Annotated in this window: 25 protein-coding genes; 11 read left to right on the forward strand and 14 right to left on the reverse strand. The window is 62.0% G+C overall.

What is annotated here, in order from left to right; all coding sequences use genetic code 11:
* Positions 1-6: 6 nt before the first annotated feature.
* The 5 genes from H1204_RS28525 (at position 7) to H1204_RS28545 (ending at position 6,437) form a co-directional block, all read left to right on the forward strand.
* A complete protein-coding gene (locus tag H1204_RS28525) occupies positions 7-2,265 on the forward strand; it encodes an LPS-assembly protein LptD (RefSeq protein ID WP_243468796.1) in 2,259 nt (752 codons plus the stop codon).
* A 109-nt stretch (positions 2,266-2,374) separates the two neighbouring features.
* Entirely contained in the window at positions 2,375-3,229 is an 855-nt protein-coding gene (locus H1204_RS28530) for a hypothetical protein (RefSeq protein WP_180731812.1), read from the forward strand.
* Positions 3,230-3,469: 240 nt separating this feature from the next.
* Positions 3,470-4,372 (forward strand): glycosyltransferase family 9 protein, encoded by a 903-nt coding sequence (locus H1204_RS28535; protein ID WP_180731813.1) that lies wholly within the window; start codon positions 3,470-3,472, stop codon positions 4,370-4,372.
* A gap of 1 nt (position 4,373) precedes the next feature.
* Positions 4,374-5,291 carry a glycosyltransferase family 9 protein gene (locus tag H1204_RS28540; RefSeq protein ID WP_180731814.1) on the forward strand — a complete coding sequence of 306 codons (918 nt, stop codon included), beginning with the start codon at positions 4,374-4,376 and terminating at the stop codon, positions 5,289-5,291.
* A 72-nt stretch (positions 5,292-5,363) separates the two neighbouring features.
* A complete protein-coding gene (locus H1204_RS28545) occupies positions 5,364-6,437 on the forward strand; it encodes a glycosyltransferase family 4 protein (RefSeq protein ID WP_180731815.1) in 1,074 nt (357 codons plus the stop codon).
* A 92-nt stretch (positions 6,438-6,529) separates the two neighbouring features.
* Here the strand turns inward: H1204_RS28545 and H1204_RS28550 are convergent, their stop codons facing one another.
* On the reverse strand, positions 6,530-7,867 hold the full coding sequence (locus H1204_RS28550; RefSeq protein ID WP_180731816.1) for an MFS transporter: 1,338 nt from the start codon (positions 7,865-7,867) through the stop codon (positions 6,530-6,532).
* 242 nt (positions 7,868-8,109) lie between these two features.
* On the opposite strand from H1204_RS28550, the gene H1204_RS28555 reads away from it, so the two are divergent.
* Together H1204_RS28555 and H1204_RS28560 are read left to right on the forward strand one after the other, a co-directional pair.
* Positions 8,110-9,000, forward strand: a complete 891-nt coding sequence (locus H1204_RS28555) for an alpha/beta hydrolase (protein WP_180731817.1) — start codon at positions 8,110-8,112, stop codon at positions 8,998-9,000.
* Positions 9,001-9,093: 93 nt separating this feature from the next.
* Positions 9,094-9,981: a 2-dehydropantoate 2-reductase gene (locus tag H1204_RS28560; RefSeq protein WP_180731818.1), complete on the forward strand. Its 888-nt coding sequence runs from the start codon at positions 9,094-9,096 to the stop codon at positions 9,979-9,981.
* Positions 9,982-10,118: 137 nt separating this feature from the next.
* On the opposite strand, the gene H1204_RS28565 is transcribed toward H1204_RS28560, so the two are convergent.
* Both H1204_RS28565 and H1204_RS28570 read right to left on the reverse strand, forming a co-directional pair.
* Positions 10,119-10,469: a VOC family protein gene (locus H1204_RS28565; protein WP_180731819.1), complete on the reverse strand. Its 351-nt coding sequence runs from the start codon at positions 10,467-10,469 to the stop codon at positions 10,119-10,121.
* A 21-nt stretch (positions 10,470-10,490) separates the two neighbouring features.
* Entirely contained in the window at positions 10,491-11,111 is a 621-nt protein-coding gene (locus H1204_RS28570; RefSeq protein ID WP_180731820.1) for a glutathione binding-like protein, read from the reverse strand.
* A gap of 73 nt (positions 11,112-11,184) precedes the next feature.
* Here H1204_RS28570 and H1204_RS28575 point away from each other — a divergent pair, with 73 nt between their 5' ends.
* Entirely contained in the window at positions 11,185-11,865 is a 681-nt protein-coding gene (locus H1204_RS28575) for a TetR/AcrR family transcriptional regulator (protein WP_180731821.1), read from the forward strand.
* Between the two features lie 93 nt (positions 11,866-11,958).
* Entirely contained in the window at positions 11,959-12,297 is a 339-nt protein-coding gene (locus H1204_RS28580; protein ID WP_180731822.1) for a DUF4148 domain-containing protein, read from the forward strand.
* A 134-nt stretch (positions 12,298-12,431) separates the two neighbouring features.
* Here H1204_RS28580 and H1204_RS28585 read toward each other — a convergent pair whose 3' ends face one another.
* The gene (locus H1204_RS28585; RefSeq protein WP_180731823.1) at positions 12,432-12,950 is read right to left on the reverse strand and encodes a phasin family protein; all 519 of its coding nucleotides are present in this window, start codon (positions 12,948-12,950) and stop codon (positions 12,432-12,434) included.
* A 130-nt stretch (positions 12,951-13,080) separates the two neighbouring features.
* Positions 13,081-13,278 carry a hypothetical protein gene (locus H1204_RS28590; protein WP_180731824.1) on the reverse strand — a complete coding sequence of 66 codons (198 nt, stop codon included), beginning with the start codon at positions 13,276-13,278 and terminating at the stop codon, positions 13,081-13,083.
* 751 nt (positions 13,279-14,029) lie between these two features.
* On the opposite strand from H1204_RS28590, the gene H1204_RS28595 reads away from it, so the two are divergent.
* The gene (locus H1204_RS28595; protein WP_180731825.1) at positions 14,030-14,947 is read left to right on the forward strand and encodes a LysR family transcriptional regulator; all 918 of its coding nucleotides are present in this window, start codon (positions 14,030-14,032) and stop codon (positions 14,945-14,947) included.
* 49 nt (positions 14,948-14,996) lie between these two features.
* Here the strand turns inward: H1204_RS28595 and H1204_RS28600 are convergent, their stop codons facing one another.
* Complete coding sequence (locus H1204_RS28600; protein WP_180731826.1) at positions 14,997-15,824, reverse strand: SDR family oxidoreductase; 828 nt, start codon at positions 15,822-15,824, stop codon at positions 14,997-14,999.
* A gap of 110 nt (positions 15,825-15,934) precedes the next feature.
* Here H1204_RS28600 and H1204_RS28605 point away from each other — a divergent pair, with 110 nt between their 5' ends.
* Entirely contained in the window at positions 15,935-16,972 is a 1,038-nt protein-coding gene (locus H1204_RS28605; protein ID WP_180731827.1) for a LacI family DNA-binding transcriptional regulator, read from the forward strand.
* Here the strand turns inward: H1204_RS28605 and H1204_RS28610 are convergent.
* The 8 genes from H1204_RS28610 to H1204_RS28640 all read right to left on the reverse strand — a co-directional run bounded on the left by H1204_RS28610 (position 16,962) and on the right by H1204_RS28640 (position 23,614).
* A complete protein-coding gene (locus H1204_RS28610; RefSeq protein ID WP_180731828.1) occupies positions 16,962-17,828 on the reverse strand; it encodes a sugar phosphate isomerase/epimerase in 867 nt (288 codons plus the stop codon). The genes H1204_RS28605 and H1204_RS28610 overlap by 11 nt on opposite strands.
* On the reverse strand, positions 17,825-19,072 hold the full coding sequence (locus H1204_RS28615; RefSeq protein ID WP_180731829.1) for an FAD-dependent oxidoreductase: 1,248 nt from the start codon (positions 19,070-19,072) through the stop codon (positions 17,825-17,827). Before H1204_RS28615 ends, H1204_RS28610 begins: the two co-directional genes overlap by 4 nt.
* Positions 19,069-19,416: a MocE family 2Fe-2S type ferredoxin gene (locus H1204_RS28620; RefSeq protein WP_180731830.1), complete on the reverse strand. Its 348-nt coding sequence runs from the start codon at positions 19,414-19,416 to the stop codon at positions 19,069-19,071. Before H1204_RS28620 ends, H1204_RS28615 begins: the two co-directional genes overlap by 4 nt.
* A gap of 41 nt (positions 19,417-19,457) precedes the next feature.
* The gene (locus H1204_RS28625; protein WP_180731831.1) at positions 19,458-20,492 is read right to left on the reverse strand and encodes a fatty acid desaturase; all 1,035 of its coding nucleotides are present in this window, start codon (positions 20,490-20,492) and stop codon (positions 19,458-19,460) included.
* Between the two features lie 167 nt (positions 20,493-20,659).
* Positions 20,660-20,794, reverse strand: a complete 135-nt coding sequence (locus tag H1204_RS52700) for a hypothetical protein (RefSeq protein WP_007731897.1) — start codon at positions 20,792-20,794, stop codon at positions 20,660-20,662.
* Between the two features lie 184 nt (positions 20,795-20,978).
* Positions 20,979-22,115 carry a porin gene (locus H1204_RS28630; RefSeq protein WP_180731832.1) on the reverse strand — a complete coding sequence of 379 codons (1,137 nt, stop codon included), beginning with the start codon at positions 22,113-22,115 and terminating at the stop codon, positions 20,979-20,981.
* Between the two features lie 319 nt (positions 22,116-22,434).
* Positions 22,435-22,845, reverse strand: coding sequence for a DoxX family protein (locus H1204_RS28635; protein WP_180731833.1), 411 nt, complete (start codon positions 22,843-22,845; stop codon positions 22,435-22,437).
* Positions 22,846-22,888: 43 nt separating this feature from the next.
* Positions 22,889-23,614: a pirin family protein gene (locus tag H1204_RS28640; protein ID WP_180731834.1), complete on the reverse strand. Its 726-nt coding sequence runs from the start codon at positions 23,612-23,614 to the stop codon at positions 22,889-22,891.
* Positions 23,615-23,620: the final 6 nt, after the last annotated feature.

Consider the following 23,620-nt stretch of genomic DNA (forward strand, 5'->3'; position numbering starts at 1 on the left):
GCGCCAATGCAGGTGTACGCGCAACTCGCGGGCGACGCGGCCAATGCCGAACGTTTCTCCGATGCGTGGAGCTTGCGCATCGCGCCGCAACTCACAGAAGCATCCAGTCCGCCCGATGCAAAACCGGCAACGATCGCATTGGGCGACTCCGTCACAGGCACCGTCGATAGCGACATTTCGCTGAAGGGCGCCGCCGAGCTGCGCCGCTATGGTTTCGTCGTGAAAGGCGATGCGCTGCATTACGACCCCGATCACGACATGGCCGATGCATATGGCAGCGTCCGCATTGTTTCGAAGGGCGACGTATTCGATGGACCGTTCAGCCAGTTGCGCGTGAACGCCAGCGAAGGCTTCATTGCGCAGCCCAGATACCACTTCTATCTGAACGGCGGATGGGGCAGTGGCAAACGCGCCGATCTGCTCGACAACGAGCGTTCGAAGATCGAAGACGGCACATACAGTACCTGTGCGTGCGAGACGAATCCCGCGTGGTATATCCGTGCGTCTGAATTCACGATGGATCGTGGCGCCGACGAAGGCGTCGCGCACAATGGCGTGCTGTTCTTTCAGAACATTCCATTGCTCGCGAGCCCGTGGCTTTCGTTCCCACTCGACGGCGCGCGTCGCAGCGGACTGCTGTCGCCGACGTGGTCGATGAGTTCGAAGAACGGCGTGGACATCACCTTCCCTTATTACTTCAACATCGCGCCGAACTACGACCTGACTATTGCTCCGCGTTACATGTCGAAGCGCGGCGAAATGCTGAGCGCGGACTACCGGTATCTGACGAGCGCATCCTCCGGTTCGCTGGCGATTGCCTACTTGCCGAACGACATCACGACTCACGAGCGCCGTTATTCGATTGATCTGAATCATGTCTGGAATATCGGCTCCGGCTTCGGTGCTTACGTCAATTACAACCGCGTGTCGGATGCAAATGTGTCGACCGATCTCGGCTCGGGCAGCGCGTTTCCGACCACTTCGACGACGCTCTATCAGCAGGAAGCCGGTCTCACATACAACAGCGGACCGTGGTCGGTGCTCGCGCGCGAGCAGCACTGGCAGTCGTTTTCCAGCGATACGACCTACAACCGCGAGCCGCAGCTCAACGTGCGCTACAACCGTTACGACGTCGGTGGCTTCGACTATGGTTTCGAGGCGGACGCGACGCGCTTCACGCTTTCGTCGGACGATGCGACGCAAGGCACGCGTTTCGTGTTCAATCCTTTCGTCAGCTATCCGATCGTGCGGCCCGGCTGGTTCTTCACGCCGAAGATCAAATGGCATTTCGCTTCGTACGATCTGACTTCGATTGCGTCCGATGCACCCGCAGGGCAGCCGCGCAATGTGAACGTGAACATCCCGACCTTGAGTCTGGACTCGGGCATGACGTTCGAGCGCGCCGTGCGCATCTGGGGAAGCTCGTATATCCAGACGCTGGAGCCGCGGCTCTTCTACGTCTATACGCCTTATCGAAATCAGACTTACGTGCCGCTCTTCGACACGACGGAAGCGGACTTCGGTCTGGGCGAACTTTTCAGCGATAACGCGTTTGCCGGTAACGACCGCGTGTCCGACGAAAGCCGCCTGACGGCTGCGCTGACGTCGCGGCTGATCGACGCCGCAACGGGCGACGAACGCGCGCGCTTCGTGATCGCGCAGCGTTACGATTTCAGGCAACCACGCGTGACGCTATACGACACGGAAGACACGGCGAACGTCGCGCGGACCAGCTTGATTGCTGGCAGTTCGATCAAGGTTGGCGCGGGCATCAACGTAGAGGACGCGTTGCAGTACAGCCAGGCGAACAACTATCTGACGCAAGGATCGGTCGGCCTCGCGTGGTCGCCGGCGACGGCACATGTGGTCAATGTCGCTTACCGGTACACGCGCGCCAACACGACGCTGGACTTTCAGCCCGTGAACCAGTTCATCGTGTCGGGGCAATGGCCGCTCGCAAAGAACCTGGCGAGCGTCGCGCGCGTCAATTACGACATGAGCACGCACCGTCTGATCGCGGGCCTTCTGGGGCTGCAATACGACGCGCAATGCTGGTCGCTCGCGCTCGCGCTGGAAAAGTACACGAACGCGACGAGCAGCACGTCGTCGCCGAGCACGGGCACGCGCGTGTTGATGCAGCTTCAGTTGAAGGGCTTGTCGCGGATCGATCGCGGTCTGCTCGATCAGTTCAAGGCGGACGTGCCCGGCTATTCGTCCGCACCTGCCGACGATGCGCCTGTCTCACGCTTTAGCGAATATCAATGACGGGTGCGCGGCGGCGGAAATAATATGTAAGACGCGCATGAGGTGCAGTTGCGAAATCCCATTCGAATTTGATGCAGTATGTGACGCTTCGTGAAGACGCTATTCGAACATGCAAGTCGTCGTTTGCCTGACCTCGTTCAATCGCACGGATTGCGCGCGCATTTCGATGGAGATCATCAAGCTGAACTGGCCGCGCAAGTGGCCTGTCGTGCATGCGTGCGCGGATTCGAGCTATACGCGTTACATCGAAGACATTCTGGTCATGCGTGAGCCGAAGCCGTTGACGCGAGGCGCGCACGATCTGCTCGTCGCGTCGATCGAAGCGGCCGTGACGAAGTTGAAAGCGGATTACGTCGTTCACCTCGAAGCCGATACGTGGATCTTCGACCAGAAGGTGATCGTGCGTTATCTGGAGAGGCTCGAAAAGTCGCCGCACGCGCTTGTCGCGGCATCGTCGTGGAGCACCGATCGCGTGCTGGAATGGAGCCGTTCGGATGACAAACGAAGAAGGCTGCGCGCGCGCCTCGCGCGGTTGTTGAGACGGTGCGGATCGCGTTACGGAATACGCGACCGCAAATCCCTGTCCACCCAGTTCTTCATCGCGAAGAGCACGCCCGCGATGCTCGACGTCATCCGCTCATTGCGTCCCGCCGATAACGACATCCTTGAAAAGCGGCTTTACGAAGCCGTGATTCAACGCTTCGGACGACGCGCCGTGCTCGGCATGGGTGAGCGGGAACCCGTGCACCCCAATTTCAGGGATGTTTGCGAGCCGTTGAGTCTCGTCTGTCATCACTGGCCGAGTGCGGCCGACGCGCCCCGTCACGACGCATTCGACCGCTTGCACGGCAAAAAGGAATGGCTGCAAGCCGCCAACCTGCGCACGCACGGACCGCACATGAAGCGTCTTCTGTCGGAAACGGACCTGCGCTACTACAACGGCGATGCAAAACGGACTGGCTGACCATGGACGCCGCTTTCACACGTCGATCAGGCTTTCAGATTCTTTATCGCGTAAGGCATAGGGGTGACCGGCGCGATCCGATTGCGTGCCGCAAGGGTTGTCGCGACATGCGGTGCTTTCCGCGTAATTGTCGGAAAGATTACACAAATCCTGCGTGACAGGCCCAAACCTATAATGCGCTGCGATCGCATACGTCGACGCGCGACGCCAGGTCCACGTCATTCACCGAGAGCAACAACCATGCAGCACGCCAACGATTCGGCTTTGAACGTAGCGGTGACGACGTCGCCGGCGTTGGGCGACTCGCTGCTGCTGATGACCGTCGCGCGCAATCTGCAATTGAGCGGCAAGACAGTCACCGTGTTCAGCCAGCACATGCGGGCGTTGCGCGACTGGTTTCCCGGCATCGATATCCGGGCCGCCTTGCACGAAGACGATGCCGACGCGCTGCTACGCCCGTTCGATACCGTCATCCAGCTTCACGCCAATCGCCCAGTGCCGCGCCTCGAGCAGCGTCACCCGGATGCGCTCGTGCTGGAGCATCTTTGCCGCGCACCTTCTACGGAACCGATGGCGGGACGCCTCGCGCAGTTTTGCCGCGAGTCGCTGCGTCTGCATCACGCGGAGCCGGGCAATGGCCTCACGGTTCCGGCAGGGCTGATTCATCGCAAGCATCGTTTGCGCGTGGCCATCCATCCGACGGCCAGCACGCCTGACAAACGCTGGCTCGCGCCGCGCTTCGTGCGCCTTGCGCTGAAGCTGAAAGCAAAGGGCTTCGAGCCGCATTTCATCGTGACCGACGAAGAGCGCGCCGACTGGGAACACGTGCAACGGCATGGCATCGGCTTGCCGCGTCTCGGTACGCTCGATAACGTCGCCGCGTGGCTCGTGGAAAGCGGCTGGTTCATCGGCAACGATTCGGGCATTGGTCATCTTGCATCGTGCCTGCGGGTGCCGACGCTGTCGCTCTTCATGCGCAACGGCATCGCGCGTACATGGCGTCCGGGCTGGGGCGCGGGCAAGGTGCTGGTCGGCGGCGCGTGGCTGCCGACGGGACGGCTCAAGGAGCGCTGCTGGAAATACGCGCTTTCCGTGAATCAGGTGCTGCGCGCATTCCAGCAATTGCAACGCGAGGCGGCCTGACGTGGACGCGACCTTGCCGGAGAGCGTGCGCCTCGCTTCGATCAGGCGAGTCGCGTTCGTGATGTCGAATGCAATCGGCGATTCGCTGGTGTCGATGGTGATCGTGCAGAACCTGCGCGCAAGCGGTATCGATGTCTGCGTGTTCGGCACGCCGATTTACGCGCTGCGACACTGGTTTCCTCATGTCGCGATTCATCCGCTGCCACGCGAGGTGGATTGCGAAGCACGCCTTGCAGCGTTCGACGCCGTCTTGCAGATGCATCGGCATCAGCCGTTCGCGAATCTTGCGGGCGCGCATCCTCATGTGATCGACCTGCACGATATCGAGTATGCCGACGCCCCCGGCTGCATGGCGGAGCGCTTCGCGCACTTTTGCCGTACGCGCTTCGGCATCGTCACCGGCACGACAGAGAACGGCATCACGCCGCCCGCGACGTTGAAGCATCGGCGGTATCGGCATCGCGTCGTGATTCATCCCGAAGCCAGCACCGACGACAAGCGCTGGTCGCGCGCGCGTTTCATCGCGCTGGCGAGGCGCCTGCAGGCGCTCGGTTACGAGGTGTGCTTCGTGATTGCGCCCAACGAGCGGGCACGCTGGAGCGAACTCGAAAGGCTCGGCGTCGCCGCACCCGCATTCGACGATCTGCATGCGCTCGCGTGCTGGCTTTATGAGTCGGGCTGGTTCATCGGCAACGATTCGGGCATCGGCCATCTGGCGTCGAATCTGTCCGTCCCGACCATCAGCCTGTTCCGCCGCAGAGCCGTGGCCGAGCGCTGGCGGCCGGCGTGGGGCACCGTGCGCGTCGTGTTGCCGTGGCAATGGCTGCCGACGGCGCAGCTGAAGGAAAAGTTCTGGCGCGAGGCGCTGACGTGTCGACGCGTTGTTGCTGTGTTCAGGCAATTGGCGGAGCAGGGCTAAAGAACGCGCGATGTGTCCTGACATCGGAAGCGCGATGACTTGCCAGTGCCGTTTGGTAATCGAACAAAAAGCATGAAAATCGGATTGTCGTGCAATGCACTGAAGTACAGCGGGGGCCTCGAACGCTATGCGATCGAGGTGACACGGGGACTCGTCGCGGCCGGGATCAAGCTGGCCGTGTTCGGCCGCGCGTTCGATCCGAAGTTGCCGGAAAGCCGCCTCGTCGAGCCGCACCGGATCAACGTATCGTTCCTGCCCGGGAAGTGGCGGGACGAATGGTTTTCGCGGCGCCTGAGCGCGATGCGGCGCGACGCGAAAGTGGATGTGCTGATCGGCTGCAATCGCGTCGAAGCCTCGGAAATCGCGATTTGCGGCGGCACGCATCTGGGTTTTCTCAGCGCGACAGGCCGCGCGCCGTCGTTTTTCGATCGCCGGCAGATTGCGCTGGAGCGCCGTCAATATCGGCGCGCGCGCTTCGTCGTCGCGCATTCTCCGCAGATGCGCGACGAATTGCGGCTGCTGTACGGCGTCGACGACGCGAAGATCCGCGTGCTGTATCCGCCCGTCGACAACGGCCGCTTCTCGCCCGTCGCCGACGCTGAGCGGCGCGCATTGCGCAAACGTCTCGGTTTCGCCGACGACGAAATCGTGCTGCTGTTTCCGTCGAGTAGTCACGAACGCAAGGGACTGCCGTTGATCGAAGCCGCCTTGCGCGATCTCGATCTGCCCGTCGTCGTCGCGGTGGCGGGGCGTCCGCCCGAACGCACGTCGCAGCGGCTGCGCTATATCGGCTACGTGAACGCGATCGAAGACGGCTACCGCGCAGCCGACTACACGATCCTCGCGTCGAGCTATGAGCCGTTTGGCCTCGTTGGCGTGGAATCGGCGATGTGCGGCACGCCCGTGATCCTGTCGTCGAATATCGGCTGCCACGATGTGATCGCGCCGCAGGCCAAGTTCGTGTTCGCGCAGAACGATGTCGACAGCTTGCGCCGCGTGCTCACGCACGCCGTGCTCAGCGCGCGGGAAGAGCCGCATCCGCGGCGGACGTTTTCGAGCGATGCGGTGCTGTACGACCCGTGCATCGCGCGGCATGTGACCGATCTGCTTGCGCTGGCCGATCAGGTCGGATTGGCAGCGGCTTGAGGTGCAGGCACCGGCTGGGCTACCAGGGCAACAAAGCTTCGTGAGCGCGCCGCGCGTTGCGCATGTCTCGGCAAGGCGGATGAAGCAAAAGCCTATCGCGCGTCGGCAACGCGCCGGGCCGGCGTCTTCGTGCGCAGGTTGCGCAGCGTCAGCAGCGCGAGCAAGCCCATCACGAGGGCTGTGAAAAGATAGAGACCGGCAGGCCCGGCGAGCGCCATCATCGCCGACGCGAGCGTCGGTCCGCCGCTTGCGCCGAGCGAGAAGATCAGCAGCAGACCGGCGCTGACGGCGATCCGCTCGTCGGCGGGAACGCAGTCGTTCACATAGGACGTGACGACGCCATACATCGAGAACGCCACGGCGACATACAAATATCCGACTGCTTCGATCAGCACGCCGTCGCGCAGCATGAACAGCAACACGCTCAGCGAACCGGCGAGCGCGGCGAGGCACAGCAGCACCTTGCGCCGGTCGAACAGATCGGCGAGCCGTGCGACGGGCCATTGCGGCACGAGCGCCGCGAGCAGCGCGAAGCCCATGAAGTGCGACACGTCCGGCACCGAATAGCCGACGCGCCGCATGAACACCGGCTGCATCGTGTAGAACGCGCTGTTGAGCAGGCCCGCCGCGAGGCATGCGACGACGCCGAGCGGCGCCCATCGGTAGATGGTCTGCAAGCCCGACAGGCCACGCGCGAGCCGCGCGCCGCAGGAAGCGCCCGCATGGGTGTCGTGCGCGGCGATCGGACCGGGCGCCGTGCCCGCCAGCGCAACGGGAATCAGCGACGCGGTGAACAGCGCGGCGACGGCGCTGAACAGTTCGAAGCCCGCCGGGTCCGCGAGGCCGATCAGAAACTGGCCGATGCCGACGCCGAGATAGTTCGTGATCAGATAGGCGGAGAACACGCGGCCGCGCTGCGCGTTGCTCGCGACCTGATGTAGCCAGCTTTCGACCACGGTGAAAATGCCGACGAGGCAAAAGCCCGTGATGAAGCGCAGCGCCACCCAGACCGCATCCGCGTCCCACACCGCATAGCCGAGCGCGCAACAGGCGGACGCCGCCGCGAAGGTGACGAACGCGCGGTGATGGCCGACGCGCCCGATCAATGAGCCGCCATACACGGCGCCCAGCATGAAACCGACGTAATACGCGGACTGCACGACACCGACGACGATCGACGGCGCCTGCTGCTGGATGAGCCGCAGCGAGATCAACGTGCCGAGCAGGCCGTTGCCCGTGATGAGAATCGCGTAGCCGAGCAGCAGGATGGCAGTGGCGCGCAGGCTGCCGGCGGGCGGCGGTGGCGCGGGGACGGGTGTGACAGGCGTGCCGAGAGCCGGGCCGCTGTCGACGAAATCGGCGAGGGGCTGCGTGTTGTGCAGAGGGAATGCGCCGCACGGCTGGGTCGCTGGATCGTGTGCCTGTTTCATGCTTGCTCGGTCTGGTTCGTCTCTCGGGGCACCCGGATAGCGACGGTTTGCGGGCTTCGTCTGGTCGAATGTAGCGGGCCGCCGAACGGCTGGCATGGCAAGAATACGACATCGGTTTGCAGTAAAACGACTTTCTTTCGCGCGAGGCAAGCGGGCAGCGCGATCCGCACGGCGGCGCTACCATGAACGCTCGCTGCGCCCCGAACGTCGTTTGTCGATCGCCTGAAAAGGAGCCGCCGATCATGCCGAAGCACGTGAGCACCGAACTGCTGGATATCGCCTATGAGGAATCCGGCCATCCCGAAGGATGGCCCGTCGTGCTGTTGCACGGCTTCCCCTACGACATCCACGCCTACGATGACGTCGCGCCTTTGCTCGCCGCGCAGGGCGCGCGCGTGATCGTGCCGTATCTGCGCGGCTACGGGCCAACGCGCTTTCTTTCCGCCGCGACGCCGCGCTCCGGGCAGCAGGCCGCGCTCGGCGCCGATCTGCTCGCGCTGCTCGACGCGCTGAAGATTGAACGCGCGTTGCTCGGCGGCTACGACTGGGGAGGACGCGCCGCTTGTATCGTCGCCGCGCTATATCCGGCGCGCGTGCAGGGGCTCGTCACGGTGAACGGCTACAACATCCAGGACATCGCGGCGTCAGGCAAGCCGGCGTTGCCGGAAAACGAACTGCGTCACTGGTATCAATACTATTTTCACGGCGAGCGTGGACGCGCCGGTCTCACCGAAAATCGCCGCGCGCTGTGCCGTCTGCTGTGGACGCTGTGGTCGCCGACCTGGCGTTTCGACGACGCATGCTATGCGCAGACGGCCGCATCGTTCGATCACCCGGATTTCGTCGATGTCGTGATTCATTCGTACCGGCATCGCTATGCGGTGGTGGCGGGCGATCCGCGCTACGACGCAATGGAACAGCAACTCGCCGCGCAGCCGCCCATCTCCGTGCCGGCTATCTCGCTCGACGGCAGCGCCGACGGCGTGATGGGAATCGGTGGGACCGCGCATCATGCGCCGCATTTCACGGGGTCGTACGAGCACCGCGTGATCGACGACGCGGGACACAATCTGCCACAAGAGGCGCCCGCCGCATTCGCCGAGGCTCTGCTCGCCGTGCGCACGCGCGCCTGACAAAAGCGCGCCTCGTCACTGCCGCGTTCTACACGTCCGCGCGCAGCGTGTGGTAACTTTTGACGCTTCAATTCCCTACACAAGAGCGTTGATATGAAAGTCGCCGTAATGGGCGCGGGCGCGGTGGGCTGCTACTACGGCGGCATGCTGGCGCGCGCGGGACATGAAGTGGTATTGATCGGACGCCCGCAACACGTCGAGGCGATCGAGCGCAGCGGCCTGCACCTCGAAGCGCAATCGTTTGACGAGCGCATTCCCCTCGCCGCAAGCACGCAGGCGAGTGCGGTGCAGGGTGCGAAGCTCGTGCTGTTCTGCGTGAAATCGACGGACACGCAAAGCGCGGCGCTGGAAATCAAGCCGTTTCTCGCACCTGACACGCTCGTGTTGTCGCTGCAGAACGGCGTCGAAAACGCGGAAGAAGTGCGCAAGGTGATTGCGCAGCCAGTGGCGGCCGCCGTCGTCTATGTCGCGACGGAAATGGCCGGGCCTGGGCACGTACGGCATCACGGACGCGGCGAGCTGGTGATCGAGCCGTCCAGCGCGAGCGCGGAGGTCGCGCAGGCGCTGGTCGCGGCAGGCGTGCCCACCGAAATCTCCGACAACGTGCGCGGCGCTTTGTGGGCGAAGCTGATCCTCAACTGCGCTTACAACGCGTTGTCGGCGATCACGCAGTTGCCTTATGGGCGGCTCGTGAAAGGCGAGGGCGTGACAACCGTGATGCGCGATATCGTCGACGAGTGTCTCGCGGTCGCGAAGGCCGACGGCGTCACTATTCCCGGCGACATCGACAAGGCCGTGCGCATGATCGCCGAGACGATGCCGGGGCAGTATTCATCGACGGCGCAAGATCTGTCGCGCGGCAAGCGCAGCGAGATCGATCATCTGAACGGCCTGATCGTGCGGCGCGGCGACGCGCTTGGCGTTGCGACGCCGTCGAACCGCCTGCTGCATACGCTCGTCAAGCTGATCGAAAGCAGATAGCGAATGGCGCGTGCTATCTGGCGAACGCCGAATAGCAGCAATAGTAAAGCGATTGCACGCGCGGCGGTGTGTCCGTTCGATGGCAATTCGCCGGTGTATGCCTGCCGATGCCCTAAGGCCGTACGAACAGCCGCGTCCTAGCGGTGCGCGAGAATGTTGACGAGCTTGCCGAACGGGTCGCGCACATAAAAGCGCCGCACGCCCCACGGCTCGTCGACGGGACCGTATTCGATCGCAAAGCCGGCGGCCTTCATGGCTTCACAGGCGGCGTCCACGTTGTCGACTTCGATCGACAGGTCGGGCACGGGCGTGCCCGAGCCGCCTTGCTGCGCGAAGCTGATTTGCACCGTCATCGGCTGGTCCGAACCGTAGGTGCGAATCCAGCCGTGATCCATCAGCAGGTCGAGGCCGAGAATCTCCTGATAGAAGCGCTGTGCGCGTGTGGCGTCCTGCACTTCGATGTTCGAGACGATGCGGTTGACCTTCATCGGCAATCCTCGCGTGATCTGTTATTGAAGCGCCTGCTCTTCACGATACAACGCCATCTCTTCGGCCAATGCCCTCGCCACATGCGGACGCTGCACGATGCGATGGTAATACGCATCGACGGCGGGCCATTGCGCGAGATCGACGTCGCAATACTTTGCCCAGTTCAACACGGTCGTCAAATAGGCATCCGCTACTGTGAAGCGCTCGACGAGATAGTCATGCGTGGACAGATGTGTCTGCAAATAGTCGAGTCGCCGCGCAACCTTCTGACGCGCGTAAGCATGTGGTGCGGCAGGATCGAGCAGCGGCACGAAAATGACTTTATGCAGTTCGGTGCTGATAAAGCCGAGCCATTGCTGAAGCTGCGCGCGTTGCGGGGTGCCTGGTAAAGATGCCAGTTGCGCTGCGGGAAACTGGTCCGCGACGTACGGCAGGATAGCCGTGTTCTCCGTCAATAGCCACCCTTCGTCCGTGCGCAACACGGGCACCTGGCCGAGTGCGTTGACTGCATAGAAGTCGGAGCCGTCGCGCAGCTTCTTCCGTTTCGTATCCACCTGAATGAAGTCAGCTTGCGCGCCCGCTTCGTAAAACGTGATGCGTGTGGCGAGCGAACACGCGAGCGGCGAAAAGTACAGATCCATAACGATGTCTCCTCCCGATCAATGGATGGTTTTTGTACTATAGTGGACAAAAATCGGAGATACCAATATTTATATGCGAGACGGTACAAAAAATGAGAAACGCGCACGCGGACGGCCGCGCGCCTACGATGCGGACGATGCGCTCAGCAACGCCACCGATGCATTCTGGCTCGGCGGCTATTCGGGCACGTCGCTCGATACGCTGAGCGATGCGACGGGCATGAATCGCCCCAGCCTGTATGCCGCGTTCGGCGACAAGCACGCGCTCTATCTGAGCACGCTGGACCGTTACGTCGAAGCCGGCGTGCAGGCGATGCATCTTGCGTTGCGCGAGGACATCCCATTGGCGCAGGCATTGCAGCGGGTGTACGACAGCGCGCTCGCGCTTTATCTGCCCTCTGGCGGCGAGCCGCGTGGATGTTTTCTGATCGGCACTGCCGTGGTCGAATCGAAAGCCGATGAAGCCGTGCGCACCAGATTGGCGCAAGGCCTCAAATCGTTCGATCGCGCATTCGAGAAGCGCATCCGGCGCGCGCAAACAGACGGCGAGCTTTCAACCGACGCGGATGCCGCAGTGCTCGCGCGAGTTGCGTCGGCGATTCTGCACAGTCTTGCATTGCGTTCGCGCGCCGGCGATTCGCGCGCCTCGTTACGAGCGACGGCTGCCGAAGGTGTCGCGCTGATTTGTGGTGCACGCAACGACACTGCAAAAGCCGCATCAATGACAGGTGCGCGAAAACGGTTAGAGAAATAATCGACGTGGCTTCGCATGGAGGTCTTTCAATAGAGTTGGCGGGTACAGCGCTTGCACCATTGAACGTGTACTACCTACTTCATGGAGGAAGTCATGAAACTGCTCAAGCACGCTGCCGTTCTTGCCGCCGTCATGGGTGTTTCCGCTACGGCTGTTGCACAAACAACTGTCCAGCCGAACGAGCCCGCCACGCGCGGTGAAGTGAGGCAGGACCTGATGAACGTCGAAAGCCAGGGCTATCGTCCGGGCGATGGCGACCGCACGGACTATCGTGCTAACGCGCAAGCCGCCGAACGCCGTCTGTCCGGGCAGCACGGGCAGGGTGAAAGTTACGGCGGCGTGGTGAGCGGTACGACGGCGTCCGGCATGGCGACGCAGCCGATGGGTTCGCGTTCCAATGACGGCACGAAGGGTATCTACTTCGGTCAGTAACTAACGTTGTATGAAGACGTAAGCCGAGCCGGGGTTGCATGACGAAAAAAAGCCCGCTCGAAAGCGGGCTGAAAATGCGCCTGACGCGGGGATCGCGTCCGGTTTCCTACAACTGTATGTCGCGCGTCGCCCGCTCAGGCGGCGCGCGAACCATTCGTCGCGCTGCGTGTCATCACGTCCACATTGCTCTCGGCCGTTTGGACCGCCTGCTGAGCCGTTTTCCAGACACTTTCATAGAATGCGTTCGCTGCCGTTATCGCCGAGTTCATCGCCGTCACCGCGACCTCTGCGCCTGCGGGCGCGCGCTGCGCAGCGTCGCCAAACTCGGCTTGCACCGCGCTGATCTGCTTTTCGTATTGCGCCGTCGCGTGCTTGACGATGGCGGCCTGCGTCACGGCGATGATGTCGAACACCTGGCGGTTATAGAGCGCGGCACGTTCGATAACCGACAGATCGCCGCGGCTTGCGGCAGCGATGCCCGGCGCCTCACCATTGGCGAGCGCGTTCATCGCGCGCTGTGTGTTGTCGCGCAAGACGCGCAAGTTCAACTGAACGAGCTTCTCAAAGCCGCTGACCGCCTCGTTCGTCATATTGAAGAACGTCTGAACCCCGGCTTTCTGTGCAGCAGTCAGTTCGTCGATGGTGGTGAGCATCGAATGGCCTCGCAAGGTTGTATGCACGAAACGGCCGGCTGGCGTCGATGTGATCGTAGCTCGACGCCCGCTGGTGAAATGGAAGTTGCCGCTGGCTGCCTGTCGCTTGTCTGAGCGTGACCCGGCAGCATCAAAGCGGCGCGCCGCCAAGGCGAGCGAGCAGCGCGTGTCCACGGTCCGTGAGACGAGGCGTCACGCTGGCCTGGGGCCGGTCAATGGTGATGAACTCGCGGTCGGCCAGCGCGAGCAGATCGGCCTGATCGAAATCGGACTCGGAGGTCGCGTTCTTGATCAGCATGAGCGTTGAAAATTCGTGTGGGCTCAGCACGGGTATCTCCTGAAAGGCGCAGCGCCTGCGCTTGCTGACATGGGTGATCTGCAAATGCCTTTGCAGCCAGCAAATATGTTTGGAAGTTTTTAGCCCGGACCATGCTTATGGCATCGACGGGGTTCTCATCCTAATGCGGCGGTTTTTAAATTTCAATCGGAATTAACAGTATGCCGCAAAGTACATTTGTCGGATGGATATGTGGCAAGTATTTCATGTGAAAATCAAACGTCCAGGAAAATACTGCTGACTTGCCTTCGCAACAGTGGCGGTTGGGCGCTAGCCCTTTGCTGACAAGGCCAAACCGCATACTCGCGGCGCATTGATGCGTACGATCATGCTTTAAAACGTTTTCACGCGCCCTGCGGGCAGCGCTAATCATAGATAAAATCCCGCTTTAAAGATGAATGGCTTGAGCGCGCCTCCAATAAATAATATTAATCATACGTGGCGGCTTAATGATTGATCGAACTGGTTAATCACCGCGCGTTTGTCGAGCCGTCTTCGACGCCGGGATTTTTACTGGAGCGAGCCCGCTCGCGTCGCTCGATATGCCGCGCAACGACCCCTAAAGCCCCGCCGGTCGCGCCCTTTCTCGTACGTGGCGATATTCTCCGTGCTATTTTTCTACCCGTCAGGCTGCGCGCGAGATGCAGCCGGCAGTCGGAACGCACTGACGCCGTTCCGTTCGATTGGGCGACGTCTGTCGCAGCAGCGGGTGTTGCCGCCAAACAATGACAGGGCACAGGAAATGGATCGCTTTGAGGCAATGGAGATCTTCACTCGCGTGGTGGACGCGAACAGCTTTTCGAAGGTATCGGAAATGCTCGATTTGCCGCGCGCAAAGGTGAGCAGGACGATTCAGGCGCTCGAGGAGCATGTCGGCGTGCGCCTGCTGAACCGTTCGACGCGGCAGGTGAGCGTGACGGAAGACGGCGCGCTGTTCTATGAGCGGTGCGTGCGCATCCTCGCCGAAGTGGCCGATGCCGAATCGTCGCTGTCGAACAAGCGGGAAAGTCCGGCGGGCACGATTCGCGTCGATACGTCGGGCACGCTTGCGCGCGCGCTATTGCTGCCTTCGCTCGACGACTTCTATCAACGCTTTCCGGAAATCGACGTGCGCCTCGGTCTCGCGGATCGCAATATCGATCTGATCCAGGACGGCGTGGATTGCGTGATCCGCATGGGCATGCTCGAAGAATCGAGCCTGGTCGCCAAGCGCATTGGCAGCGCGCGCATCGTCACGTGCGCGTCGCCCGCTTATCTGGAACGGCACGGCACGCCCAAGACGCTCGAAGAACTCAGCGAGCATCAGGCCGTGAACTACGTATCGGCGCGCTCGGGCAGGACGTTCCCGTTCGAGTACAACGTCGGCGGCGAAGTCGTGAAGGTACAGATGAAGAGCGTGCTCGCCGTGAACGACGGCTCCGTCTATATCAACGCGGCCGCACTGGGCCACGGCATCATCCAGCCGTCGCGCTTCATGGTGTCCGAGTTGATCCGGCAGGGCGCGCTGACCGAAATCCTCACCGACTTCGACAGCCCGACGACGCCGCTCTCCGTCGTCTACCCGCATCGCCGCAACCTCAGTTCGCGGCTGCGCGCGTTTGTCGATTGGGTATCGGAGATCGCGCACAAGAATCCCGATCTGCGCAGCAAGCAGGACTGACCCGGGCGTCGCCTGCTGCGTTCACAGCGCCCGCAGCAGGCGGGTCGATTCAAACGTTCTTCATGGGCCCGGCGGGATGCGGCGCATCTTCATACGCGCCCCAGATCGACTGATCGAAGTTGACGATCGAGCCCGTCATCAAGCCCGATTCGCTGCTGGCCAGAAATGCGACGGCGCGCGCCGCCTCGGCCGGGTCGATCAGACGGCCGAATGGTTGCGCAGCGGCGGCCTGTTTTAACCAGTCGTCGGCGGCGCCATGAAACTCGCGTTGAATGCGGTCTTCGCCGTCCGACGCCATCCAGCCCAGATTCAATCCGTTCACGCGAATTCGATTGCGCAACAGCGCATACGCGGTGTTTTGCGTGAGTGTGGCGAGCGCGCCCTTTGACGCGCAATACGCGGAGATGAAGGGCTGCCCGGCCATCGCGGACATCGAGCCGATGTTGACGATCGTGCCTTCGATCCGCTCGCGCAGCATCACGCGTACCGTCTCCTGCATCAGAAAGAACGGCGCGCGCACATTGGTCGCGAACATGCGGTCGAACAGCGCGGGATCGGTATCGAGTATCGTGCCGCGATCGGTGAGCGCCGCCGCATTGACAAGGATATCGACGCGGCCGAAGTGCTGATCGGCGGCAGCGACGACCTTGCGGCAGTCATCGACATTCGCGAGATCCGCCTGCACGAACACGACCTTTGCACCGCGCGCCTCACGAAGCCGGCTCAGCTCGCGCGCTTTCGCTTCGCCTTTTTCTTTCGCGCGTCCGCAAATCACGACCCCACGTGCGCCGCGTTCGACGAACAATGCGGCAATCGCTGCGCCCAGGCCTTGCGATCCGCCCGTGACGATCGCGACCTTCGAATCGAATTGCTCCATGCACTGTCTCCTTCAACGTTGTACTGCGATGGATAGTGGATATCTCGGCTTGCTGCCCGCGCAGCGTCGATGCGATCATGGCGCGTATGCCGACTACAACGAAGCCAGCCATGTCCGATACGCGCCGCCGCAAGACGAGCATGACTGACATCGCCCGCGCAGCGGGTGTCAGCGAGGCGACAGTCGATCGGGTATTGAACGGGCGCGGCGGCGTCTCGCGCGACAAGGAAACGCGCGTGCTCGAATGGGCGCGCAAGCTGAAGATCGATCGCGCGCTCGAAGCGGTGTCGGTGCGCTGGCTGCGCATCGCGATCCTGTTGCAGCAGCCCGTCGCGCAGTATTACGTGCATTTGAAGCAGGGCTTCGAACTCGCGCAAAAGACCTTCGAGGCGCAACGCGTGATTTGCGCCGTCACGTACTTCGACAGCCTCGAGCCGCAGGCCGTCGTCGAGACGATCGAGCGCGCGTCGCGCAAGGCCGATGCCCTCGTGATCGTCGCGTATGAGCACCCGGATATCACGGCGGCGCTGCGTCATGTGAGCCACAGAATGCCTGTCGTGACGCTCGCGAGCGATCTGCCCGGCACGGGCAGGCTCGCATATGTGGGCATCGACAATCGCTGCGCGGGGCGCGTCGCTGGCGAGCTGATGGGCCGCTTTCTCGGCGATGCGGGCGGCAAGGTGCTCGTGATGACGGGCATGCATGACTTTCTCGGCCATGAAGAACGCGAAAGCGGGTTTCGTTCCGTGCTGCGGCGGCGCTTTCCGAATTGCGACATCGTCGAGACCGTGGAGAGCCGCGAGCAATCGTCGATCACCGAAAGCCTCGCGCGCGACGCGTTTCGCCGCTATCCGGATCTGCGCGGCATCTACAACATCTCGGTTGGCGACGAGGGCATTGGCAACGCGTTGCGCACGCTTGACCGTGTGCACAAGACGGTGCTGATCGGCCACGAACTCAACGACACGTCGCGGCGTCTGTTGATCGAAGGCGTGCTCGATGCGGTGCTCGACCAGAACCCCGTGGGCGAAGCGCTGCATTCGATCGAAGTGATTCTGCGTCACTATCATCGCGATCCCGGCGTGACGTTGGCGCAGCAGATTCCCGTGACGGTGCTGCTGCGCGAGAACCTGCCGCTTATGGACTAGCGTCGAGCGCAGTCGCTTCTTCCTGCGCCACTTCGCTCCACAGCTCGCATATCCAGTCGCGCATCAATAGCGATTCGGCCCAGCGGTCCGTTGTGTCGTTGCCGTCGCGCCCGATGATCGCGTAAGGCTTCGGCCCAAGTTCGCAGGTGAAGACGAGCGTGTCGTCGGGTCCGGCGCGCTTGCGCCACGACACGAAACCGTCGCGCCACCAGCGCAGGAACAGATCGACCCACATGCGATGCGGCTCGAAAGAGATTTCGATCTGCACCTGCTCGCGGCTCGCGACACGTCCATGAAATGACCACGAATGATCGATGATCCGTTGCATCGCCGCTTCGTTTTCTTCGTTCACGGGCCACGCGAATTCACGGCCGACGAGGTAATGCGACAGATCGCCGAGCAGACGCAGATCAGGCCGCGCGTCGAGCAGATCGAGCGTGAAGTGCAGGTCGGTCGTCATGCGGTCGCGATGCGTTTCGATGTAGACGGGAATGTCCACCTGTTCCGCGAGCCGCTGCCAGCCGTCGATCAGTTCGAGCGCATCGGCAATGCGGCGTGGCCGCACGTCCGGTTGCAAGTCGATATGATGCGCGCCGAACTCGACAGCGTGTTCGAGTATCGGGCACAGGTCTTCGACGGTGCGCGGAAAGCATTGCGCCTCTGCTTGCAGGCCATATTGCGCGAGCACTTGCGAAAGACGCCGCACGTCTCCGCGCGAGCCGTACGACGTGCTCACGCCTTCGAAGCCCGCTTGCGCGATCATCGCGACGTTCTCTTCGAGCGTGCGCTCGAAGCCGTCGGTATGACGCCGCTCCATCGCCCACAGTGACTGATACACGGCGAGCCGTTGCGTCATAGCGCCTCCGCGGCGACGAGTCCCTTCAGTTTGACGCTGCGATCTTCGAGCAATGCAGGCTCGATACACGCGCGCTGCCCGATCAACGTTTGCGCGATGCGCACGTCGCGCGCAATCTCGCTGACCTTGCCGACGCCGCTTGCGCCGACCAGCACGCCGTCGCGATCGAGGGCGAAGAAAATGCGCGACGTGTCGCCCGTTTCGCGCACCACGCTCTCTACGCCGAACGCGGGCAGGCCGGCAATCTGGATCGTCATGTCGTACTGATTCGACCAGAACCACGGCACTTCCGAATACGTTTCGCCGCGCTCCAGCATGTTGCGCGCGACGATGCGCGCGTGATCCTCGGCATTCTTCCAGCATTCGAGCCGGATGCGCCGCCTGAACAGACGGTGCGGGAACGAGCACACGTCGCCCGCCGCGAAGATATGCGGGTCGTTCGTGCGCAAGGTGTCGTCGACGGCGATGCCATCCGCGACATCGATGCCTGCCGCTTCCGCGAGTTCCGTGCGGGGCTTCACGCCAATGCCGACGACGACGCAGTCGCAGTCGATCTGCGTGCCGTCCTTGAGCTTGACGCCCGTTACATGCGTGCTGCCCAGTAGCCGTTCGATCTGTGCGGCGAAATGAATCTTCACGCCCATCTGGCGATGCCTGTCGATCAGATAGCCCGCCACGACTTCCGGTACCGCGCGCATCAACGCGCGCGCGCCGGCTTCGATGACGACCACTTCACAGCCGCGCGCCACAGCGGACGCCGCAACTTCAAGGCCGATGAAGCCCGCGCCGACAATCACAACGCGCCGTGCAGGCTGCAATACTTCGGCGAGCACGTTGGCATCGCTTGCAGTGCGCAGCAGATGCACGCCATCGAGATTCGCGCCCGGCACGTCGAGCCGCCTTGGCTCGGCGCCCGTCGCGATCAGCAGACGCTGATAGTCGATCGTGCGTGCGTCGCGCAACACGACCTTGCGCGCGCCGCGATCGATCTGCTGCACGCAGGCATCGACGCGCAAGTCGATGCGCTGGTCGCGATAGAAGGCGTCGTCATAGAACGCGCATTGCGCGGTGCTGCGTTCGCCGAGCAGCACGGCTTTCGACAGCGGCGGCCGGTCGTACGGTGCCGAGCCTTCGTTGCCGAGCAGCGTGATCTCGCCTTCCCAGCCGTTCTCGCGCAGCGCGGCTGCCGTGCGCACGCCGCATTGGCCTGCGCCGATTATCACCATCGCGGGCTGTGTGCTCATGATGCGTCCTGTACGGGAAGGCCGAGCAGAACTTCGCCATCTTCGACGCGCACCGGATAGGTCTTCAGATGCACGCAAACGGGCGCGCTCTTTGCCTTGCCGCTCGGAATATCGAAGCGCCCTTGATGCAGCGGACATTCGATCTCGCGATTGACGACGAAGCCATCGGCGAGATGCGCATGCTCATGGGTACACCAGCCGTCGGACGCGTAGTAGCCTTCCGCGATGCGATAGACCGCATAGCTGGCGCCATTGTGATCGAAGCGCATCACGTCTTCCTCGTCGATATCGTCGGGTGCGCAGGCGGCGATCCAGTGGACCTTTGCATTCGTTTCGACGCTCATGACTATCTCCTCCAATGTTCTTTGTGCGTTGGTCGCGGCGCTCACGCTGCGGGAAGGGTCCGCTCGATCACGTGCGTCGGGTCGGTGCGCTGCTTCCACAACGCGGGCAGCATCTCGCGATACGCGGCATACACGCTCGGATACGCTGGCGGCAACTGGTCCTTGATTGCTTCGTGAAGGCGCGGCAGTGCATGGAACGGCACCATCGGCAGCAGATGATGTTCGAGGTGATAGTTCATGTTCAGATAAAGAAAGCGGAACACGAAGTTGGTCTGCACGGTACGCGTGTTCAGCCGATGATCCTTCACGTTGACGGCGAGACCCGCATGCTGTGTGAGGCCGAGCAGTTGATGCAGCCAGCCGCCGTAGAAGCGCGGCGTCCACACGAACATCAGCGGCAGGAAGCTGTGCATGGCGATTGCGAGGGCAATCGTGCCGATCACGACGGCCAGATAGATACGGCACGACCAGATCATTTTCGGTTTTTCGCTCGCGGGCAAAAAAGCGTCGGTGGCGGCATCGACGCGGCCGAACGCATGACGCACGACCTTGCCGATTTCGAGCGTGCAGCCGACCAGCCCCACGAAATCCACGACGATGGGCAGCACTTTGGTCGGGCGCGTGACCTGGATCTCGGGGTCGCGCGTCTGAAAGTAGGTGTGCGTGTGATGGCGCGCATGGCTCCAGCGCCACCAGTAGCCTTCGCGGATCGTCATGAACGACGACAGGTGATAGAACGCGTCGTTGATCCAGCGCGTCTTGAACGGCGTGCCGTGCGACAGTTCATGCCAGCGCGCGTCGCTCGACGAATAGATCGTGCCGTACACGAAGAATGCAGGCACGGCCCACCATGTTCCCCATGTGAAGGCGGCGACCGCGCCGGACGCCACGAGTAACGCGAACCACGGAATGAAATTGCGCAGGCCCGCCGCATCGTCGCGCCTCATCAGTTCCTTGAGCACCGCGCGCGGAATGCGCGGCTGATACCACTGCTCGGCGATGCGTGCGTCGAAGGAGGGATCGGTGGGACTGGGTGTGGCGGTGCTGCCGCCGTCGACGGCAGAGCTCGAGGACATGAGTCGTCTCCTTCTTTGTGATTGCGGGAATCCCATCAGCGCAGCGCTTCAGGGACACATTCCGTTTGCACAAAGATAGTTGAAGGAGAGCGAAGCCTCACGCCGAAAAATGATGGTTTTCCATCAAGTGGCGACGAGCGCGAGACAGCGTGTAGCGGAACAGGGACTTAGGGGCGCAGCAGATCGTATCCGCCGAACACGACGACTCCGCTCAATGCGATGAGCGCAACCGAGTGCTGGCCGAAGTAAAGGAGCGCGGCGGCGGACCACGTCGTCAGACAAAAGGCGGCAATGCGTTTCATGCTGGTACTACGACTCGAAAAGAAAAAACAAAGGCTTGGTACGGGTTTTCCCTGTATATCACAGTTACGCCTGACGCATCCTCCACGCCGCCCGAAATGAAAAACGGGCGACATGGCCCTTGATGCCACGCCGCCCGCTATAGCCATCACGCGCGCCTTGCAGCGCGCATGTCGTAACGCCAGATCAGAAAATGGTGCGCAGACCGAGCGATACACCCGTCTGGTTCGACGTACCCGGCAGTTCGACCGTCGCCGCGCCTGTGACCTTGTTGAAGTCGACGGTGCCGTACACTTCGGTCCGCTTGGACAGCGAGTATTCAGCCACGGCCACGCCCGTGTAGCGGTTGCCGCTGCCGAGCGCGCCGCCGCCGATTGCCGCGTTCTTCATGTGGTCGTAGTAGAACGCGCCCGTCAGCAGCAGGGCGGGTGTCGCTTGCCACGTCACGCCTGCGAACGGACCGTCGTCCTTGCGGCCCGAGCCCTTCAGGATATCGACGCCGAGCGTCAAGTCGCGCTGCGACAGCGTGCTGTCGACAAAGCCCGTGTCGTCCTTCGAATGAATATAGCCGACGTAGATCTTCGTCGTGCTGAACGCATAGACGGCATTCGCGTTGTAGATGGTCTGCTTGTGATTCGAGTTGTCGCTGTTCTGCTGCACGCCGGCGCCGATGCTCAGCGAACCGAACGCGTACGAAGCCGTGAAGCCGTACATGTTGCCCGCGCCGAGGTGGCCCGGAACCTGGCCGGAGAAGCCGTCCGCGCCCGTCGACGTCGAGTTCGTGCCGAACGAGTACATCGCCTTGACGTTCAGCCCGCCGAATTTGCCGTCGTACTTCACCGCGTTATCCGCATAGAGGCCTGCGCCGAGCGCGACGGGCAGCCATGCGTTTTCGAGGTAGTTGCCGACGGTCAGAGGATCGTACGTGTCGCCGAGCAGATCGAACAGCGGCGTCTTCTGACGGCCGAGCGTGAGCGTGCCGTAGTTGCTCGACAGCCCGACATAGGCCGCGCGGTTGAACAGGCGCTTGCTATCCGACTGCGCGCCGCTTTGCAGATCGATGCCGCTTTCCAGCTGGAAGATCGCCTTCAGTCCATTGCCGAGATCTTCCGAGCCTTTAATACCGAAACGGCTGTTCGTGATTGCGCCGTTGGTCATGAACAGGCGCCCGTCGTTGTTTGCATTCGAATGCGTGAGATAGCGAATGCCGATGTCCGCGACGCCATAGAGCGTCACCGAGCTTTGCGCGAATGCGCTTTGGCAAGTGAGTGCAATGGCCGTTGCGCCCAGCGCGGTAACTGTCCGTTTGATTTGCTTGGTCATGGGTGTTGTCTTTTCATATATTGAGAACCCCTGCACGAGCTTGTTGTTTTAGTGCGGCGCGGGCAGCGCAATTGCGTTCGCGTCTTTGTGTGTGCCGCTATTTAAGCCCGATGCATACCGACCATTTGAGTCTTATAGGTCCGCGCGCACGTGGTCCCATGCAGGCTCGCGGACTTTTATCACATCGATTTCGACGCCGCCGCGAACATGACAAGAGTGTTGCATTCATGCCGAAAGTACACGGCGTTGCTTTGCAAACAACGAAAAAGGGCGGCCAGAAGGCCGCCCTGTTGACAACTCCTAAAGCCGCTTGCTTCGCTTATGCGCGATCGATCGAGTACTTGCCCGGACCCGTCACGAACAACAGCAGCAAGCCACCAATGATGCTGATGTTCTTGTAGAAGTTGATCATGTTGATGTACTGCTCCATGCCCGTCTGCGTCCAGAAGTGATGGCCAATGAACGCGGTGGCGAGCGTGTAGAGCGCGAGCACCAGTGCAAGCACACGCGTCTTGAAGCCCACGGCAATGACGATGCCAACAGCCAGTTCCATCGCGATCGCAATCACGGCGGCCAATGCCGGGACGGGCGCGCCTGTCGACGCCATGTATTGCTCGGTGCCCGAGAAGCCGGTGAGCTTGCTCCAGCCAAATAGCACGAAAAGTACTACCAGCAGCACGCGTGCGACGAGCAGCAGTGCATCCTTGCGTTGTTCGATAAAGGTGTTCATGTTCAATCCTCTTTCAATATAGTCGGGTCTTGGCGTTCGCCGCTCAGGACCACAATTCCGATACTTCGTTGTTGCGCAGGTCGAATACGAGTACTTCCGCATCCTGGCCTTCGGTGAATTCGAGGCGACGCTCGTTGCGAATACGCGCACCGTCGCCTTCGTTCAACTCGACGCCATTCAGCTTCACGCTGCCGCGCGCCACATGCACATACGCATAGCGGTCGGCGGCGATATCGACGCCTGCCGTTTCATTGCCATCGAAAAGACCCGCATACACACGCGCATCCTGGCGCAATTCGAGCGAACCATCCGTGCCTTCAGGCGAGAGCACGAGACGCAACTTCCCGCGCTTGTCTTGCGCCGAAAAGTTCTGCTGCAGGTAACGCGGCGTCGCGCCCTTGACCGACGGTGCGATCCAGATCTGCAGGAAGTGCACCGAGTCGCTGGCCGAGTGATTGAACTCGCTGTGAGCGACGCCCGTGCCCGCGCTCATCAGTTGCACGTCGCCGGGGACGATCACAGAGCCCGTGCCCATCGAATCTTTGTGCTCGAGCGCGCCTTCCAGCACGTACGAGAAGATTTCCATGTCGCGGTGCGGATGCTTGCCGAAGCCGCGGCCGGCGGCCACGCGGTCGTCGTTGATCACGAGCAGGTCGGAGAAGCCGATCTGCTTCGGATCGTAGTAGTTCGCGAAAGAAAACGTATGACGCGAGCTAAGCCAGCCGTGTTCGGCGCGTCCGCGTTCGTTGGCGTGTCTGATGTCGATCATTTCTCT

The sequence above is a fragment of the Paraburkholderia sp. PGU19 genome (genome assembly GCF_013426915.1).
Lineage (GTDB): Bacteria > Pseudomonadota > Gammaproteobacteria > Burkholderiales > Burkholderiaceae > Paraburkholderia.

What these genes read in the sequence shown, in the direction of transcription:
- H1204_RS28550 (WP_180731816.1), bottom strand. Translation starts at nt 7,867, where the DNA reads ATGAAACAGGCACACGATCCAGCGACCCAGCCGTGCGGCGCATTCCCT.
- H1204_RS28615 (WP_180731829.1), bottom strand. Translation starts at nt 19,072, where the DNA reads ATGAGCACACAGCCCGCGATGGTGATAATCGGCGCAGGCCAATGCGGC.
- H1204_RS28535 (WP_180731813.1), top strand. Translation starts at nt 3,470, where the DNA reads ATGCAGCACGCCAACGATTCGGCTTTGAACGTAGCGGTGACGACGTCG.
- H1204_RS28565 (WP_180731819.1), bottom strand. Translation starts at nt 10,469, where the DNA reads ATGAAGGTCAACCGCATCGTCTCGAACATCGAAGTGCAGGACGCCACA.
- H1204_RS28585 (WP_180731823.1), bottom strand. Translation starts at nt 12,950, where the DNA reads ATGCTCACCACCATCGACGAACTGACTGCTGCACAGAAAGCCGGGGTT.
- H1204_RS28570 (WP_180731820.1), bottom strand. Translation starts at nt 11,111, where the DNA reads ATGGATCTGTACTTTTCGCCGCTCGCGTGTTCGCTCGCCACACGCATC.
- H1204_RS28605 (WP_180731827.1), top strand. Translation starts at nt 15,935, where the DNA reads ATGTCCGATACGCGCCGCCGCAAGACGAGCATGACTGACATCGCCCGC.
- H1204_RS28600 (WP_180731826.1), bottom strand. Translation starts at nt 15,824, where the DNA reads ATGGAGCAATTCGATTCGAAGGTCGCGATCGTCACGGGCGGATCGCAA.
- H1204_RS28580 (WP_180731822.1), top strand. Translation starts at nt 11,959, where the DNA reads ATGAAACTGCTCAAGCACGCTGCCGTTCTTGCCGCCGTCATGGGTGTT.
- H1204_RS28620 (WP_180731830.1), bottom strand. Translation starts at nt 19,416, where the DNA reads ATGAGCGTCGAAACGAATGCAAAGGTCCACTGGATCGCCGCCTGCGCA.
- H1204_RS28595 (WP_180731825.1), top strand. Translation starts at nt 14,030, where the DNA reads ATGGATCGCTTTGAGGCAATGGAGATCTTCACTCGCGTGGTGGACGCG.
- H1204_RS28575 (WP_180731821.1), top strand. Translation starts at nt 11,185, where the DNA reads ATGCGAGACGGTACAAAAAATGAGAAACGCGCACGCGGACGGCCGCGC.
- H1204_RS28560 (WP_180731818.1), top strand. Translation starts at nt 9,094, where the DNA reads ATGAAAGTCGCCGTAATGGGCGCGGGCGCGGTGGGCTGCTACTACGGC.
- H1204_RS28530 (WP_180731812.1), top strand. Translation starts at nt 2,375, where the DNA reads ATGCAAGTCGTCGTTTGCCTGACCTCGTTCAATCGCACGGATTGCGCG.
- H1204_RS28635 (WP_180731833.1), bottom strand. Translation starts at nt 22,845, where the DNA reads ATGAACACCTTTATCGAACAACGCAAGGATGCACTGCTGCTCGTCGCA.
- H1204_RS28640 (WP_180731834.1), bottom strand. Translation starts at nt 23,614, where the DNA reads ATGATCGACATCAGACACGCCAACGAACGCGGACGCGCCGAACACGGC.
- H1204_RS28545 (WP_180731815.1), top strand. Translation starts at nt 5,364, where the DNA reads ATGAAAATCGGATTGTCGTGCAATGCACTGAAGTACAGCGGGGGCCTC.
- H1204_RS28610 (WP_180731828.1), bottom strand. Translation starts at nt 17,828, where the DNA reads ATGACGCAACGGCTCGCCGTGTATCAGTCACTGTGGGCGATGGAGCGG.
- H1204_RS28630 (WP_180731832.1), bottom strand. Translation starts at nt 22,115, where the DNA reads ATGACCAAGCAAATCAAACGGACAGTTACCGCGCTGGGCGCAACGGCC.
- H1204_RS28525 (WP_243468796.1), top strand. Translation starts at nt 7, where the DNA reads ATGCAGGTGTACGCGCAACTCGCGGGCGACGCGGCCAATGCCGAACGT.
- H1204_RS52700 (WP_007731897.1), bottom strand. Translation starts at nt 20,794, where the DNA reads ATGAAACGCATTGCCGCCTTTTGTCTGACGACGTGGTCCGCCGCCGCG.
- H1204_RS28555 (WP_180731817.1), top strand. Translation starts at nt 8,110, where the DNA reads ATGCCGAAGCACGTGAGCACCGAACTGCTGGATATCGCCTATGAGGAA.
- H1204_RS28625 (WP_180731831.1), bottom strand. Translation starts at nt 20,492, where the DNA reads ATGTCCTCGAGCTCTGCCGTCGACGGCGGCAGCACCGCCACACCCAGT.